The organism is Nocardia sp. NPDC051787, assembly GCF_040681325.1.
Taxonomy (GTDB): Bacteria; Actinomycetota; Actinomycetes; order Mycobacteriales; family Mycobacteriaceae; genus Nocardia.
In genome coordinates, this window is the sequence record NZ_JBFAYO010000051.1 from 16,528 (window position 1) to 31,964 (window position 15,437).

A 15,437-nucleotide genomic window follows, 5' to 3' on the forward strand; every position below is an offset into this window, starting at 1 on the left:
GCGAACGCTCGTTCAGGCGTCTTCGACGGCCAAATCTCTTGGCACTCGGAAAGACACATCAATGCGGCGGGAGCATACCGGGTTCCAGCCGCCACGCCCGTCATGCCTTGATGGCCCGGGTATGCGGGAGATCACCGGCTGATCAGCTGCCGGCGCCGTGATCGGTCCAGGCGACCGCGCGCAGCGGGAACGATCCCATCCCGCGCACTGGCGCAGGCAGTGCGACCAGCCTGGCACCGGTGTCGGGGACCGCGTCCAGATTCGTCAGCTGCTCGATGATCGGGATTCCCGCACCGAGCAGCGTGTGATGGCACGGCCGCGTCGGCAGGGACGTGTCGTCGATGTCGAGCGAGTCGATGCCGACAACCGCCACATTGGCGGCGACCAGCGCGTCCGCGACCTCGCCGACCAGGAACGGATGCCCGGGGCCCCAGTACGCGGACGAACCCCACCGTGCCGACCATCCGGTGTGCACGAGCACCGCCTTGCCCCACAGCCATGCCGGGTCGCCGAGCACATCCGGCCCCACCGCCCGGATCCCCGACACGCGGATCATCACGATCGGCACGTTCAACAGCCGTTCCAGCGGCAGCTCGGCGATGTCGGCGCCGCCGGCGTGGAAGTGCGAGGGCGCGTCGATGTAGGTCCCGGTGTTGCCGACCATATCCACGCGCGCGATGTCGTAGTTCATGTCGATCAGCGGCGACTGCTCGCGCGGAAACGCTGTGGTGACCCGCGGTCCAGGCAGGTCCGGATAGGTGAGCATGCCATCCGAGATCGGGTGCGACAGCTCCACCATCGCCTTGCTCATGCTAGGCACCGTACCGGCCGATCCCGCCGCGGCGGCCACGGATATCAGAGTGCCGGGAAATGCCCCGCGAACGCCGGGCGTGGCTGCGCACCGTTGGGCTGCTCGCGGATCAGCACAGGAGGTCCGGCGGCGTGCAGACGTGCTGGTCGAGGTCGCTCCACGCCAAGTGCGTACCGGCCCGAAAGAGAGCAGACTGGGAGCGAGGAGGTCATCATGCGACTATTAAAGGGCCTGCTCGGCGTGGTGCTGGGGATCCTCACGGCCGTGCTCGGCACGGTGCTGGGGATCCTGGCGGCCGTGCTATGGCTCGTCGGTGCGCTGCTGTGCGTGACGGTCATCCTACTTCCGCTGGGCATCCCCGTCGTGAAGCTCGCTCGCCGTCTGTTCGCCCTATCCGGGCAGCTGATGCGGGTCCCCTGAAGGACCCTCGGGCATTCGGGCCGGGCCCTCGCGGTCATCGCGTTGGCACTCGGGGTGGCGGCCGATTTCCTTGGTCGAATGCGGGCTGAAGGCATCGACCAGCTGCGTGGTTATGCCCATGCCCGCCGTCTGGCCACCTGAGTCTGCGGCGGGATGAGCCTCGTCCAGAATTCGCGGCGGACCGCGTCCCACAACCTCGTCAGTTCCGGATGGAGTTCGCGCGCTGCCGCGAGGTCCGGGTAGTTGCCGGGGCTGAAGGACACCACTGGCGAAGTGTCGTGTTCGTTGTGCACGGCGACTATGGCGATCAGATGGTGCTGAAGCAAGCCCCAGGTCACACGCAGTCCGTCGACCTCCGTTCGGCGCAGGTCATCCATCGTCGACATCCCGTCGACGTAGACGCACCTCGTACATTTGCCGACCAGTGGCAACCGGCCGCACTCGGCTGTGCACAGCCGGCTCGGCCGGAAACTCGGCCCGACCACGGATGCACCACCGCTGTTCGCTCGGACTCGTCGCGTTCTCGGACATGGGGAAATTCCTGCTTCGATCGTGACGCTGGCGCGTCAGGTGCCCGGATGGGGCAGATCACACAATTTCCTAACATAAGACATTAGATTTCATAGTTCAATGGTTCTGCGGTAAGCATCGTGTTAAGTCCACGGCCCGCTCGACGCCCGCCTCGCCTTCGAGCGTTCCGCACCGCCTGGTCAGCGCAGGCCAGACTGCTTATATCTCTAACTTTATAGTTCATATTTCAAGTGTTCATCGACTAGAATTGCGTCAGGTCCCCGCCACCCGAGGAGTCGCGTTGTCCAACCAGGAGAGCGCCGGATTGAGCGCACTCGGCGCCGTGCTGTCACCCATCCAGGGTGGCGGTCCGAAAACCGAGGCCGTGGTGCAGCGGCTGTCCGCCGCGATCAGCCTCGGCGTGATGGCCGACGGGCAGCAGTTGCCGAGCGAGACCGATCTCGCCAACCAGTTGGGTGTGTCGACGATGACCCTGCGGGAGGCGCTGGCCGTACTCCGGCAGCAGGGAATCGTCTACACCAAGCGCGGGCGCGGGGGTGGCAGCTTCATCCACGGTTCGGCGGAGATCCTCGAGACCACCTCGCTGGCGCGGTTGCAGCAGATGAGCATCCAGGAGCTGCGCGATCTGGGGGACGAGCACTTCGCCGTCACCGGAGCGGCTGCCGTGCTCGCCGCGCGCCGCGGGTTGCGGGCCGATATAGCCCGGCTCCGCGCCCTGGCCGAGCGGCTGAAGGGCAGCACAGAACCCGTCTCGGCGCGCCGGGCGGACAGCCGCTTTCATATCGAGATGGCGGTGTGTGCGCAGTCCACCCGGCTGACCCGCGCCCAGGTCGGCCTGCAGGCGGAGCTATCCGCCTTGCTCTGGCTGCCGCGGCTGAAAATGGACCCGGCAGCGGAGGCGACCGCGCATCGCGACCTGGTGGACGCGATCGAACGAGAAGACGATGCCCGGGCGAGAGAACTGGCAGAATCACATACCGAATCACGGATCCGCCGCCTCGTCGCCCTACGCTTGGAGCTCAGTGATGATGAGGGACACCGATAACTTGCCGGCCTCGGTGACCGTCGAGTCGCTCGCTCATGCTGTCACGAAACTGGCCGACGAGGTCTACCTGTCGCTGGAGACCATCGGGACCGCGCTGACGACCCTGTGGAACGGTCTGATCGAGAAGCCGCGGTCGACCGACCTCGCACCGCTGCGCGAGACCATTCTCGGCGAGCTCGAGCGGCGCGGAAAGCTGTTCCACGGCGCCGGCGTGGTGCTGGCCGACGGCGTTCTCGTGGATCGCCCCCTCTACCTGGAATGGTGGTCTCTGGACGTACAGCGCGGACCGCAACGCCTGACGCTGGAATTGAATCCCCAGAGCGAATACTTCTACGACTACACCGGAATGGATTGGTTCGCGATCCCGCGTGACCACGGTAAGCGATGGGTGTACGGGCCGAACCTCGATTACGCGTGCAGCGATCAGTACGTTTGCACCTTCGCGGTGCCGGTCACGATCACCTCGGGAACCTTCCTCGGAATCGCCGGTGCCGATGTGCCGGTCGCCGCGATCGAAGAGGTCTTGCTGCCGCGATTCCGGGCATCCGGTCAGCGGGTGCTCCTGGTCAACGACGAGGGCCGCGTCATCATGGGGACCGATCCCGAATTCACCACCGGATCCAAGACGAGCCGGATGGACCGATCTGCCGCGGCGGTGCCGATCGAGGCGGTGCCCTGGTCGCTGCGCCCGCTGGGATCCATGGCACGCCACTGAGACCGCGGGACACCGATCCAGCAGCGTCGCCGCCCGGCGGACCCTTACGCGACGAGGGTGAGGTGGGCGTCCTCGACCTGGCCGATACCGCCCGCTCGCGTCATCAGGCGCGCGATGGCCTCGGCCACCTGTCGTGGCTGCTCGAGAATCACCGAGTGACCGGCGCCGTCGACGAGCACCAAGTCCGAGTATTCGACGGCGGCGGCCATCGCGACGGAATGCGACGGCGGCGTCATCAGGTCGGCGGAGCCGCACAGCACCAATGTCGGGATCTTCGAGAGAACCGCAAGCGCGTCGGTTCGGTCGTAAGCCATGAAATCGCTCAAGAAGCTCGCCATCGTCACGATCGGCGTCTGGTTGCGCATCGCGTTGGCAAGGGTGAGCACCCGGGGGCTGACCTTGCGATCGCCGAATTCGGCGGTACGGACGATGGGGGCGAGGAGCTTGCAGGCCATCAGCTTCGCGCGGTGCATCGCGCTGGGCGCGCGCCGCACGGCAGCCTGGAATACGGAAACGGCCGGGTTGCGCAGGAGGCGGCCGAAGCCGGCGTCGGCCAGCCCGCTCGCGGCGGTCGCGATGAGTGCGACGCCGACGATGCGCGTGCCGATCTCGTGCGGGTTCTGGCTGGCGTAGGTCAGTGCGGTCATGCCGCCCATCGAGTGGCCGACGAGGACAACGGGCCCGTTGGGGGCGACAGCGTCGAGAACGCCGCGCAGGTCGTGGCCGAGCTGCTCGAGGTTGTAGGTCCGCCGGGACGCCGCGGCGGAGTCGCCGTGGCCGCGGTGGTCGTAGCAGACGATCCGGGCACCGGTGTAGTGGCGCAGCAGCGCGTCGCGGACGTAGGCCCAGGACTCGGTGCGCAGGCAATGCCCGTGCAAGAGCACGACGGTGAGCTCGGCGTCTCGTGGGCCGTATTCGCGAATCGCAAGTGCCACACCGTCTTCGGTCGAGACCGTGGCAAGACGCGCTGCCGGGGTGGCGATTGTGCTCGAGATCGACATGAGGGCTCCGGTCTGCTGGCGGTGACTTGTTCAACTGTCCGCCAGATATGCCGCCGGCATCAGGTCCCCGAGTGCTGGGGTCCGTCCCCCAAGGTGGAGCAGATCACCACCCAAGGGTGCACCGGTGCCCGAGCCGATGGCCGGGCGGCCGGTGCACCTCGATGTGCTTCTTCCGGTAGACGATGTCGTGACCGGGCACATCACCGATGCCGAGCCCCGGATCAGCGCGGCGGTCGGTTCATGTCTCGGTTCATCTCTGGGATTTCGATACTGATCGGCATCCGTAGTTCGGCCAAGTAGATCAGGGCTGCCTGACGGAGGAATTCGTCGAAGAGCCAGTAGGCATCCGGCGCAAGCGGGACAACGGGGAGCAGGCCTTCGCGGACGGCGACGAATGGCCCCCAACTCGCCCGCAGCAGCGGGTCCCAGACCGGTTCCCTGGGGATGGCCAGGCCATCGGCGATCTTGTCACCGAGCAGGAAGCGGGTGAACGCGCCGAGGACCGGCTTGCTGAGGATGGCGAGGTCGAGGTTGGCACCCAGGCGCAGGAGCCTGTCGGCCAGCTTGGCGCCCTCCGGGGTCGCAGCCAGCACCGGGTCGAGGACCTGCGCGGCCTGGGCATCGGCCTCCGCCCACGACGCGGGAATGTACTCGTCGCGGATGCCGAGCATGTGCGCGCATAGCTGCCAGGAGTGCAGGAAGGCCTCGGACTCGGCGGCGGGAATCGGCACCTTCCACGCGGTCAGGTGCTTCATGACGGTCGTGGGCAGGCTGTGCCAGGTGACCATCATGTCGTTCTGGCTGATCGGAATGTCCTCATCGGCGGCGTGCACCCAGTACGGGGACCGCGGCAGCAGATGACGCACCGCGGCATGCACCAGCCGGGTTTTGACGCAGGTTACGACCATCTCACCGTCGGGTGCATAGGCATTCGCGGTCCCGATGTCGTAGCCGAGTTTCGCGGTCTTCGAGATGCGGTCCTTGAGATCATGACCACCCTTGGAGTAGTAGACCGCGCGCGCCTCTTTGGGAATGACCGTGCTCATCATGCCGCTGGCCAGCCCGTACAACACACCGAGATAGAGACCCCGCTTCTTGTTGAACTCGACCGCGGTGGCCAGCTTGCCGCGGTCGGCCCAGGGCGGCAGCCGACGCGCGTACTCCATGAAGTCCCGCAAATCCGGCGGCAGACCCGCAGGCAAGGGCTGACCGTTCCTGGTCCAGGTCCGCAACAGCTCATTGATCCTCGGCACCTCGCCCCTGTCGAGCACTGCGGCGACCAGCTCGTCAGCCTCGGGGTCCCACACCCCCATCGGATCGACCCCGGACCCGCTACCCGCCACCGAACCCTGCGGTGACCACGTCCACGGCTGCGCCCGTGCGGGCGTCACCATGGCCAGCGCACCGAGTGCACCCACTACCCCACCGGTCTTCAACGCGTCGCGCCTGCTGAATCCATCCATGTCTTCGCTACTCCTCATTGAGCTCGAGCACCACCGTGACGATGCGATGAGACCGGCAGCACCCGTTCCGCACCTTCAAAGGATAAGAATATCCATTAACATATAGCTTTCCAACACGTTGTCCGAACTTTCCGGGATTTACTCTCACCTCCTGGGTCGCCATGCAGCAACCGACTGGGATGCCGTCTGTTTACGCCCCTGAACAGGAGGATAACCAGAGCACTCGCAGCGTGGATTCAGCGAGGCGATGCCGAGAAGCTGAATAGGGCAGCATGGGAACCGCTGCGTAACCGCACAAAGAACTGCGATAACAGGCAGTCACTTATCCATGTACGTGACTACCTCGCCCATCGGCTCGCGGGCTGCACTCGCGGCCGCCGTTCATCCATCACGCCGGTGCGGAGTGCCCGCGCCCGGGAGCCCGCCGGGACTGCTACCCCCCGCATATCCGATTCGACGGACTCCGTCAGGACTCGAACAGCAGGTAGAGACCGGTGAAGGTGAAACCGACCATGGTCAGCATCAGAGCCAGCTGACCGGTGAGCCGATGTGCCCGCGGCAGCAGCCGAAGGCAGCGATCGTGGGCGGCGGCGACCCCGAGGACGTGGCCCGTCACCACGGCCAGCACCTTGATCGTCCCCAGGGCCGCGGGGTGGGTGGACAGTACGTAGGCGACGTCGCGCCCGGACAGCCCCGCGAGATCCCAGCCTCGTTCGAACGGATCCGCGAACAAGATCACCGTCGCCTGCCCCTTCTCCACGAGGAACGTGAGGTAGTGGGCCACCAGGTAGCCCGCGACGATCGGGGTCAGGCTATGCGTGAGGCGAGCCGGAAGCAGTCTCCGCTGCGTTTCGTCCAGGCCGCCGGTCGCCTTGGCGGCAATCGTGAACACAGCGCCGACGACAGCGATGAAGCCGACCAGACCCACGGTGTTCAGTACGGTCGGCAGGACTTCGGATCCAGCGCTTCCGGCGCCGGCCAGCAAACCGCGCCACGAAGGAAATGTGGTGAAGCTGTCGAACGCCGTCGAGCCGAGCAGGGTGGCGGCCACGGCCACCCCACCGATCCGCGCCGGAGTGCCCGCCAGGTTGTCCAGCGGCGAGCGCAGGACGAGTTCACCGGTATCGCGGCGGCCGAACGGGCTCAGCTTGCCCACCAGGCTGCTGTACACCTCGAGCGGGTCGGCGTGCTCGGCCCAAGCGGTGCCACACACGATCAGCCCCATTGTCGTCACGACGAGATATCCCGCCAGCCACGTGGTGACCGCCGTAACCGAACCCGGCTCAGGATAGGCCAGTTCGAGCCACGCAAAGGAGAACAGGCCCAGCACCGCGGGCCACTGGCCCCAAGTACCGGGATAGCGGATCAGCCCGCGGCTGGGCTGACGGCGCCACACCACGCAGATGGCGCGATGCACCGCACGCGCCGGGGACAGGACCTTCCAAACGGATCCGGCGACGAGCGAAGCGACCATGACACCGACCCACAGGAATACGTAGACAACGCCTGGCACGGGATTGCCTTCGGAGGTTCCGAGTCCACCTATCACGAGAACGGCGGCCGTAGCGCCCACGCTCACGGCCGAAATCACGATCCGAACCGCCCTGGAGTCCACGACCGCGCCAACGGCCGAGGGCAGCGCGACTCCGGGTGATCGTGGAGCCAACCGGGGTTCGCGCCAGGCCACCACCAGCACCGCGAAGGAGAACGTCAACGCCCAGGCGCCCCCGACGAGCGCGTACGACAACGGAATGGGCAGGTCGGTGGCACCGCCGAGGCCGTGGGCCAGAACGGTCATCCGCGCACGAGCAGCGTCGCCACCGTCCGCCGGGCGTGGTGCAGTTCGATCTCCACGCGTCCCGGCACGTCAACAGTGAAGCGGAAGCGCTGGCCGGCGCCCGGGATGATCGGGAAGGTGCGGTCGGGCGTGGCATGGACGTGCAGTTCGTCGTCGGTATCGCTGTCGACCACGATCTCGATCGGTTGCCCCACGCGGGCCTCCAGGCGTACGTCGGCCGGGCTCACCACGCCTGCGGCGATCCGCACCGTGATGACGAGACTGTCCGAGGCCCCTGCTACTGCGGTCGTCGATGTGGCGGGCGCGGGATCCGACGAAGCGCAGCCGGTCGCGAGCAGTCCACCGAGAAGTACGAGCGCGCCCCAACGCCGCACGGATGACATCAGTCCTCCTCGTTCACGCCGGGTTCGGACGGCGAATCCGCCCTCCGATCGCGATCCTCCGCACGACGGTCTCGCAGGGCGACGAACACTACGACGGCGACCACGAGCAACGCCGGCACGAACGCGGGTATCGCCAGCAGGATCGAATGACCGGCCAGCAGGTCCACGCCGTCGTAGCCCTGGGTCATCGCGAAACCGCCGGTTCTTCCGGCGCCGGTGTCGGGCTTGCGTGCGGATACCGGTCGTTGATCCGCGCCGCACCCCAGGACAGCGCTCCGACGAGGACGAGGCTGCACACCAGCACGACCAGCGATGCCGCAGCGAACAACCACGACGGGTGGTCGAACGATCGCTCCCGCTGGAGCACGGTGATCTCGGCGATGAACGGCCGGGTGAAGGAGGCGAGCGCGGGGACCTCTTCGACGCCGAGCCCCGGATCGGCGGCCATGAAAATCGGCGCCGCGGTCAGTACACGACCATCTTGCATTCGCAGGACCGTCTTCCATGTCCCATGCGCCGGAACAGGTTTGGTCGACACATAGTGTCCGGCGCCCACCCGCTGGAGCTGGTCGACGACCAGACCGCGGCCGGGACTGTCACCGCCGATCCCGCCTTGCCAGGCCAGGATCTGAACCCATTCGGGATCGGAGCCGGCGAGATCAGCAGGCGTAAGACGGATGTCGGCGAGCACCATTCTTCCGTCCGTGTCCGATTCGGCGTCGCGCAGTGTCACTATGGCGTCGGCCCGTTCCGGTACCTCGATGAGCAGCCCGTTGGCGGTCGCGGCCGCCACGGTCACGACCGCCGCGATCATCAGGCCGCGTCGCAGCGGTGGGCGGGGCAGCGCTTCGCCCCGCAGCACCATGCCCAGCAGCGCGCCGACGACACCGCCCGCGATGCCGGTGGGCACCGCCATCGCCAAAAGTTCCGGCCACATCGCCCTGGGCCACTCGTTCACGAACATCGCACGGATCCAGAGGGATTCCAGCCACAGCCCCACCGTCGCGATCCCGAGCCCGCAGACCGCACCCCACCAGATCGGCCGCCGGGCGAGCGGCAGCAGCGCCAGCAGTTCCACCACGACGGCTGCGCCGAGATACAGCGGGAAGACATTGCGGGGCGCGTCGATGACCGGCCCGCCGACCAGCACGGCTACCACGGCACGGACAAAGGCGGCGAACACCACCACGACCAGGGTGCTGAGCGGCCCGAGGGTCGCGCGGGCGGCGACGAGGGTGACGGTGGCCGCGGCCGCGATGAGCATCGGCTGCAGCACGAGCCGGAACTGCTGCACTCCGAAGTCGAATTCGACTTGGAACACCGACAGGCCGATGAGCAGACCGCCGAAGGCAAAGGACCGCAGCAGCCACATCAGTCGCCCATCGGCGCGGTCGGGATCGGGCCTGCTGTGCCTGCCCTCGAACTCCAGCAGCAGCACACCGACCAGCGATAAGCCGGCGCCGCCGATGAGCATCAGATGCGTCGGCCCCCAGAGCGTGACGTCCTGCCCGAACAGCCGATGCCAGATGTCGTCGAGGGGGAAACCGATCAGCGCGTAGAGGCCGGCACCGGCAAGGAGGATGCCCCCGACCGGCGCATACCAGGTGCGGGTGATGCGCACCGCCGCGACGCCGGGCTTCTCGTCCAACGGGAGCACGATCGCCGACATCCCGGCGGTGAACAGGAAAAACAATCCCGCCAGGATGAAGTAGTGCGCCGGATTGGCCAGCGGCCCGTCATCGCGGCCGTTGCCCACGTGCAAACTGACATCCCAGATGAAGCCCAACAGCGCGGTCAGGATCGTCGCGAGGAACATCGCGAGTGGGAGCGCGACCCAACCGGGCCGGTTGAACAGTAGCCCGATACGGTCGGCGAGCCGCTGCAGCCACCTGATTCGGCGGGTCCGGTGCAGATACCCGACCCACAGCAGTAGGAGCGCGACGACGCCCGCGGCGCCGGTCATGACCGCCACCTGGCCCAGCGCCGCTCCACCCCCCTCGGTACCCGGGGCGGCGAACCACATAAGCCCTTCTCGGGCGATGTCGGGCACCAGAGACCTCCATCACATGAAGTATGTATATGTGACGTACGGTATCATGAATATTGCCGCCACTGAAGCGGTCGACCCCGGACCGCCCGCAATCGAGTAGCTATTTTGCGGCGATCAGAATCCGCGGCAGCGCCGGACGGCCGAGGTCAATCGCCGAAACCGTTACCCTCGCCGCTGGAACGATCGGCCGTCGATGCCATCTGGCCGTCGCCGGTGGCAGAGTTGGTGATCGCGGTCGGGATCTTCGGCAGTGCGTGCGGGTGATGGCTGCCGAGCCAGCCGAGCAGTTCCTCCCGGACCGCGCAGCGCAGATCCCAGGCGTCGTCGGCGTTGGCCGCCGACATCGTCGCGCGCAGCACGATATTCGTCGGGGTGCTGTCCGTGACCACCAGGTCCCAGCTACGACCGTCCCAATCCCTGCGTTCGCGGAGATACTCGTGTAAATGCTCGCGCAGCAGCGGTACCGGCGTGCTGTGGTCCAAGTACAAGAACACCGTGCCGGTGATCTGCGGGCCGCCCCGCGACCAGTTCTCATACGGTTTGCTGTTGAAGTAGGAGACCGGCATCGTCAGCCTGCGGTCGTCCCAGATCCGCACGGTGAGAAACGCGAGGGTGATCTCCTCGACTATGCCCCACTCCCCCTCCACGACAACGGTATCCCCGATCTTGACCGAGTCACCGAAAGCGATCTGCAAACCGGCGATGAGATTGCTCAACGTCGACTGCGCGGCGACACCGGCGATGATCCCGATCACGCCGGCCGAAGCCAATAGTGACGTACCCAGCGTCCGCAGACTCGGAAACAGCAGCAGGATCGCCACGGCAGCGGTCGTGACGACCAATACCGATGTCACGATGCGGCGCACCAGCCCCAGCTGGGTGCGCAACTGCCGTACCCGCGAGACTTCCCGAGTACGCCCGGCGTAGGAGCGCAACATGCTCTCCGCGACGGCGTCGGCGGCGCGGATCACCAGCCAAGCCGCCGCGATGATGGCCGCCGCGGCCAAGATGGTTCGGATCATATTGTCCTGGGGCAAATCGAGCTGCGCCAAGGGATAAGTGGCATGCAACGCCACCGAGCCGAGCAATACCTGCACGGGCAACTGCACGCGACGCAGCAGCGTAGGCAGATGACTACCCGGTCGCCTCCGTGCGCTGTATCGCAGCATTCGATCCATCGCCAGACCTACTGTGACAGTGATCGCCACCGTACCGAAGACCACGATGAGCGGCCGTAACACTTCCTCCAAGGATCGACTCCTTTTCGTCTTCCACCCAAGCGCAATGCGCTGCTTCGCTTTCGATGTAAGGACAGCGCACCGCGCCTACCCGCCCGTCCACTCCGAATGAACCGCTGACTCCGGATATTGCTCAGGCGTCGGAATAACCACCGCGACAGCGCCGGTGGGCGCAATACTGCAGGCGCGAGGCCGAAACAGACACGACATCCTCCCTCGGTCGACTTGCTCCCAAGGCGCATACCCGCTTTCGCCGTCGGATGTCGTGATGCCGCTGTGGCGAATCCCACCACCGTGTTCCGCGTGCCGCCCGGGTCGGAGCGGGGTGACCAGAACGATCAGGAATCGAGAAGCGCTGGTCACCGAGCCGTAGCTAACGTCTTCGCCATCGACATTTGCCCGGCAGGTCGCCGGGACGCGGGTTACTCGTATGCAGAGGAGGACGCAATGAACTGGAACAAGTGGGTTCGGCAGACACACCGGTGGCTGGCCATTATTTTCACGGTGACCGTCATCGGCACTGTCGTGGCCTTGGCGCTGCAGGGTCCGGTCTGGGTGGCCTACGTACCGCTGGCCCCACTCGCCTTGCTCCTGTTCTCAGGTCTCTACCTATTCGTGGCGCCGTATGCCACCAAGCGGCGCAGCCGACCAGCCGCAGACATCCCGCCCCGGCAGGTGGTGGAGGCTCAGGGTCGTCCGTCTGCGCAGTGGGTCCGGCAGCTGCATCGTTGGTCGGCCATTGTCTTTGTTTCGACCATCCTCGCCACTTTCGTCGCCTTGGCACAGGAGGAGCCTGTCGTCTGGGTGTCCTACCTACCGCTGCTCCCGCTCGCTTTCCTGCTGATTTCCGGTTTGTACATGTTCGTACTGCCGTATGTCACCAAGCGGCGCAGCGCCCGTCGGGCATTGTCCGCTCCGGCCAACCCATAGTCCGGCTGCCGAGCGAACGTTCCGCCACGACGCACAAGTCGGCATCGTCGATGCAGCGTGCACGCTCTACGGCATGAACGTTGGCCGATACAGTCGCGCAGAATTGGTGTTGCGCTGGGGAACTCCTCCCAGCTCCGGCTGGGAACTCGCGGCGGCTTTTTCGTCCGTACGCGGGCAGTGCGGCTCGGTTGAACTCTTCGAGGGCAAAGCGGTCCGACTTCGTGTCGGTCGCCGTGTCAGCGCGGGCTTACCCAGTTGTCCGCTGGCCTGCCGGCAGTCGGCAGCCCACGGTCGCGGTGATCGTCATCGACCGGGCATCAGCGAAAACCGACAGCTCGGTGTTGCTGTCCCACGCCGCACCATCTCCGCCCTCGAAGGTGACGTGCCGGTCCGGCGACGTGCTACTGCCGGGAAGCATGTCCGTCGCGCCGACGGACGTGGCCAGCGCGCGGGCCGTGTCCTGAAATCCGGGCCACGCCGCCTCGGGCAGCGAACCGTCGGTTCGGTAGCGTGGCAGGACGACGCGCCTGCCGCCGGTGTGCGCGTACGGCCCATAGCACGGCCCCAGCGCGCGGTCCTCGCTCCGGCTCCACCGCAGCGCCGGTTCGATCGCTGAGGCAGCGGCCGCGATCTGCTCGACGACCGATGCCACCTGCTGCTCGGTTGCCTCGGAAGACGGCAAATCAGTCAATTCCGCTGCGGCGACGGCGATCTCGTCCGCCGAAGGCGGCGGGGCGGGCTCATCGAGCAGGGTCGCGCATCCACTGGCCGCCACAGCCGCGAGCGCGGCAGCCCAGCGCAATACCGCGGGCGGCGGCCACCACAGTCCGGTCATCATCGTCTCTCACGCCCCCCGCGTCCGCACGGAAGGTGAGCACGCTTCCCGCGCAATCTCGGACTTTGGTTAGCCTCCATCCATGTCATTGAATCCGACTGCTGGTTCTCCGGCACAGCGATTGACCGAGCTGGCTCGCAGCGCGGCAGAGCTGCTCCAAGTGAACGGGTTCGCCTGGGGGCCAGCGGTGGCCACCGGCACTCAACTCACCTTCGGTTGCGCGCTCAGCAGAACAGCAGAGGTCCCAGGGGATGCGTACATCGTCGAGGATGTGTTCTCGTGGCGCTCGGGGCGCGGGTCGGTGCTGCCGAACGCGTCCGCCCCTGGTGCCAAGGAGGCTCGCGTCGATTATCTTGCGCGGCTCGAGATCACCGACGCCCACTTACTCGATCAGTTCGGCACCGGCTGGGAGCAGGTGCTCCACCTGAACACCGAGATCAACTCGATCCCGTTCGAGACGTGATTTTTCCGTGCCGCGATGCTCATGCCGGTGGATACCGAGCAGCGCAATCGCGCCTGGGCGGCCGTACGCGATCATGCACAGCAGCAGGGGCGGTATCGGCAATGGCGAGACACCATCGAGCTGGCCACCCTCTATTTCCAGGCCTGCCTGGACTCCCCTGACCACGGTCGCCCCGCGGACCTGCACGCATTCGCGGCAGCTCAAATGATCGGTCGAGACGCCATGGCCGTCACCGCCCTCGACGAACACTCCCCCGACGCCACACTCACCGCGCACCTGGACCAGCTGATCGCGCCGTGGCGCGCGCTGGCCGGATCAAAGGACGACCGGATCGCCCACGCCGCAGCCGCCCGGCAGTCCGGCGCCATCGCCAGCGATCTACCTGCACCTGACTCCTACGACCCCGAATTCGACGACTACGACCTCAGTCTGGAAGACGCTGTCATCGACGACTGATCACGGATACCAGCGACCCTTACGAGGTCGGTACCCCGGCGTCGCTGAAGGAGCGGCTCCTTACCGTCGCCAGAAGATGTGATGCACCACCCCGCTCGGGCTCGGGATACGCTCCAGATGGAAACGGTCGACGAGTTCGTCAGGGCTCGTCCACAATCTCTCGCCGCCACCGAGTTCGACCGGGGCAACGGCGACATGCATGGTGTCGATCAGGTCGGCGTCGAGAAACTCCCGGACCGTGGCGACACCGCCGCCGATTCGCACGTCCTTGCCCTCGGCGGCGTCGAACGCCTGCGCCAGCGCGTCCTTCGGAGACGCATCGAGGAAATGGAACATGGTGTCCGCCAGGGTGATCGAGGGCCGCACGTGGTGGGTGAGGACGAACACGGGCGTGTGGAATGGGGGTTCGTCTCCCCACCATCCTTGCCAGTCGTAGTTCTCCCACGGCCCGCGCTGCGGGCCGAATTTATTGCGCCCCATGATCTCGGCGCCGATGTTGTTCGTGAAGTCGCGAGTGAAGTAATCGTCGAGGCCATAGGTTCCCCCGGGGTCGGTCCGGGTGGGCCAGTGAGCGGTGGCGCCCGCCCAGAACATGAGCGCTCCCGGATCGGCGTGGCCGAACGGATGATCGAGGCTTTGCCCCTCCCCTGCCCCGTATCCATCGCTGGACACGGCGAAGTTCTGAACGCGGACCAACTGTGTCATCGGAACACCCTTCTGGTTGCAATATGCAATCGGTTGCGAACATACCTAGACTGATCCCATGGCGCAACCAGTTGCTCGCGACAAGCTGCCCGTCGCCCCAGGCAAGTCTGGCTGTCCGATCAATATGACGATCGAGCTACTCGGGGACCGGTGGAGCCTGATCGTCCTGCGCGACATCATGTTCGGCGGCAAGACCCACTTTCGTGAACTGCTCGCCGCGTCCATCGAGGGCATCGCGTCGAACATCCTGGCCGGCCGCCTCGCGAAACTCGTCGACGCGGGTCTGCTCACCCGCGACGACGACCCGAGCCACCGCCAGAAGGTCGAATACCACCTCACCGAAGCGGCGATCCAACTCGTCCCGGTCATGGCTCAGCTGGGCGCGTGGGGCGCACGCTGGCTGGACACCGCGCCGGAACTGACAGTGCGAGCCGAACTGCTGGCCACTGGTGGCCCCGTGCTCTGGGAGCGATTCATGGCCGAACTCCGCGCCACACACCTAGCCACTGTTTTGAAAGTGGGTGAGGGTGGGCAGTTGCCCGCTCTCACCCGTGTCGGAGCCATTGGTTGATGGCAGCGATGCGGATGGTGGC

The 15,437-nt window shown here is 66.3% G+C and carries 18 protein-coding genes; 7 read left to right on the forward strand and 11 right to left on the reverse strand.

Annotated features, from left to right (window positions below):
- Window positions 1–142: 142 nt before the first annotated feature.
- Window positions 143–811, reverse strand: coding sequence for a cyclase family protein (locus AB0M45_RS32400; RefSeq protein ID WP_364337015.1), 669 nt, complete (start codon window positions 809–811; stop codon window positions 143–145).
- A 213-nt stretch (window positions 812–1,024) separates the two neighbouring features.
- Here AB0M45_RS32400 and AB0M45_RS32405 point away from each other — a divergent pair, with 213 nt between their 5' ends.
- The gene (locus tag AB0M45_RS32405; RefSeq protein ID WP_364337017.1) at window positions 1,025–1,231 is read left to right on the forward strand and encodes a hypothetical protein; all 207 of its coding nucleotides are present in this window, start codon (window positions 1,025–1,027) and stop codon (window positions 1,229–1,231) included.
- A 110-nt stretch (window positions 1,232–1,341) separates the two neighbouring features.
- On the opposite strand, the gene AB0M45_RS32410 is transcribed toward AB0M45_RS32405, so the two are convergent.
- Window positions 1,342–1,617, reverse strand: a complete 276-nt coding sequence (locus AB0M45_RS32410; RefSeq protein ID WP_364337020.1) for a hypothetical protein — start codon at window positions 1,615–1,617, stop codon at window positions 1,342–1,344.
- Window positions 1,618–2,042: 425 nt separating this feature from the next.
- Between AB0M45_RS32410 and AB0M45_RS32415 the strand changes: the two genes are divergently transcribed.
- Window positions 2,043–2,807 carry a GntR family transcriptional regulator gene (locus AB0M45_RS32415; RefSeq protein ID WP_364337022.1) on the forward strand — a complete coding sequence of 255 codons (765 nt, stop codon included), beginning with the start codon at window positions 2,043–2,045 and terminating at the stop codon, window positions 2,805–2,807.
- Complete coding sequence (locus AB0M45_RS32420; RefSeq protein ID WP_364337024.1) at window positions 2,791–3,522, forward strand: cache domain-containing protein; 732 nt, start codon at window positions 2,791–2,793, stop codon at window positions 3,520–3,522. Before AB0M45_RS32415 ends, AB0M45_RS32420 begins: the two co-directional genes overlap by 17 nt.
- Window positions 3,523–3,566: 44 nt before the next feature.
- Here the strand turns inward: AB0M45_RS32420 and AB0M45_RS32425 are convergent, their stop codons facing one another.
- The 7 genes from AB0M45_RS32425 to AB0M45_RS32455 form a co-directional block, all read right to left on the reverse strand.
- The gene (locus tag AB0M45_RS32425) at window positions 3,567–4,523 is read right to left on the reverse strand and encodes an alpha/beta hydrolase (protein ID WP_364337026.1); all 957 of its coding nucleotides are present in this window, start codon (window positions 4,521–4,523) and stop codon (window positions 3,567–3,569) included.
- A 221-nt stretch (window positions 4,524–4,744) separates the two neighbouring features.
- The gene (locus tag AB0M45_RS32430; protein ID WP_364337028.1) at window positions 4,745–5,986 is read right to left on the reverse strand and encodes an oxygenase MpaB family protein; all 1,242 of its coding nucleotides are present in this window, start codon (window positions 5,984–5,986) and stop codon (window positions 4,745–4,747) included.
- Between the two features lie 466 nt (window positions 5,987–6,452).
- Entirely contained in the window at window positions 6,453–7,784 is a 1,332-nt protein-coding gene (locus AB0M45_RS32435; RefSeq protein WP_364337030.1) for a hypothetical protein, read from the reverse strand.
- Complete coding sequence (locus AB0M45_RS32440) at window positions 7,781–8,167, reverse strand: hypothetical protein (protein ID WP_364337032.1); 387 nt, start codon at window positions 8,165–8,167, stop codon at window positions 7,781–7,783. The genes AB0M45_RS32435 and AB0M45_RS32440 overlap by 4 nt, the downstream gene beginning before the upstream one ends.
- Window positions 8,167–8,355 (reverse strand): hypothetical protein, encoded by a 189-nt coding sequence (locus tag AB0M45_RS32445; RefSeq protein ID WP_364337034.1) that lies wholly within the window; start codon window positions 8,353–8,355, stop codon window positions 8,167–8,169. Before AB0M45_RS32445 ends, AB0M45_RS32440 begins: the two co-directional genes overlap by 1 nt.
- Window positions 8,352–10,190 (reverse strand): hypothetical protein, encoded by a 1,839-nt coding sequence (locus tag AB0M45_RS32450; protein WP_364337051.1) that lies wholly within the window; start codon window positions 10,188–10,190, stop codon window positions 8,352–8,354. The genes AB0M45_RS32445 and AB0M45_RS32450 overlap by 4 nt, the downstream gene beginning before the upstream one ends.
- A 173-nt stretch (window positions 10,191–10,363) precedes the next feature.
- Window positions 10,364–11,458 carry a mechanosensitive ion channel domain-containing protein gene (locus tag AB0M45_RS32455; protein WP_364337053.1) on the reverse strand — a complete coding sequence of 365 codons (1,095 nt, stop codon included), beginning with the start codon at window positions 11,456–11,458 and terminating at the stop codon, window positions 10,364–10,366.
- A gap of 444 nt (window positions 11,459–11,902) precedes the next feature.
- Here AB0M45_RS32455 and AB0M45_RS32460 point away from each other — a divergent pair, with 444 nt between their 5' ends.
- On the forward strand, window positions 11,903–12,385 hold the full coding sequence (locus tag AB0M45_RS32460; RefSeq protein WP_364337036.1) for a hypothetical protein: 483 nt from the start codon (window positions 11,903–11,905) through the stop codon (window positions 12,383–12,385).
- A gap of 247 nt (window positions 12,386–12,632) precedes the next feature.
- On the opposite strand, the gene AB0M45_RS32465 is transcribed toward AB0M45_RS32460, so the two are convergent.
- A complete protein-coding gene (locus AB0M45_RS32465; protein ID WP_364337038.1) occupies window positions 12,633–13,223 on the reverse strand; it encodes an LppA family lipoprotein in 591 nt (196 codons plus the stop codon).
- Window positions 13,224–13,302: 79 nt separating this feature from the next.
- Between AB0M45_RS32465 and AB0M45_RS32470 the strand changes: the two genes are divergently transcribed.
- Window positions 13,303–13,683, forward strand: coding sequence for a hypothetical protein (locus tag AB0M45_RS32470; RefSeq protein WP_364337040.1), 381 nt, complete (start codon window positions 13,303–13,305; stop codon window positions 13,681–13,683).
- Between the two features lie 15 nt (window positions 13,684–13,698).
- Window positions 13,699–14,139, forward strand: coding sequence for a hypothetical protein (locus AB0M45_RS32475; RefSeq protein WP_364337042.1), 441 nt, complete (start codon window positions 13,699–13,701; stop codon window positions 14,137–14,139).
- A 60-nt stretch (window positions 14,140–14,199) separates the two neighbouring features.
- Here AB0M45_RS32475 and AB0M45_RS32480 read toward each other — a convergent pair whose 3' ends face one another.
- A complete protein-coding gene (locus tag AB0M45_RS32480) occupies window positions 14,200–14,844 on the reverse strand; it encodes a dihydrofolate reductase family protein (RefSeq protein ID WP_364337044.1) in 645 nt (214 codons plus the stop codon).
- 58 nt (window positions 14,845–14,902) lie between these two features.
- Between AB0M45_RS32480 and AB0M45_RS32485 the strand changes: the two genes are divergently transcribed.
- Window positions 14,903–15,415, forward strand: a complete 513-nt coding sequence (locus AB0M45_RS32485) for a helix-turn-helix domain-containing protein (RefSeq protein WP_364337047.1) — start codon at window positions 14,903–14,905, stop codon at window positions 15,413–15,415.
- Window positions 15,416–15,437 lie beyond the last annotated feature (22 nt).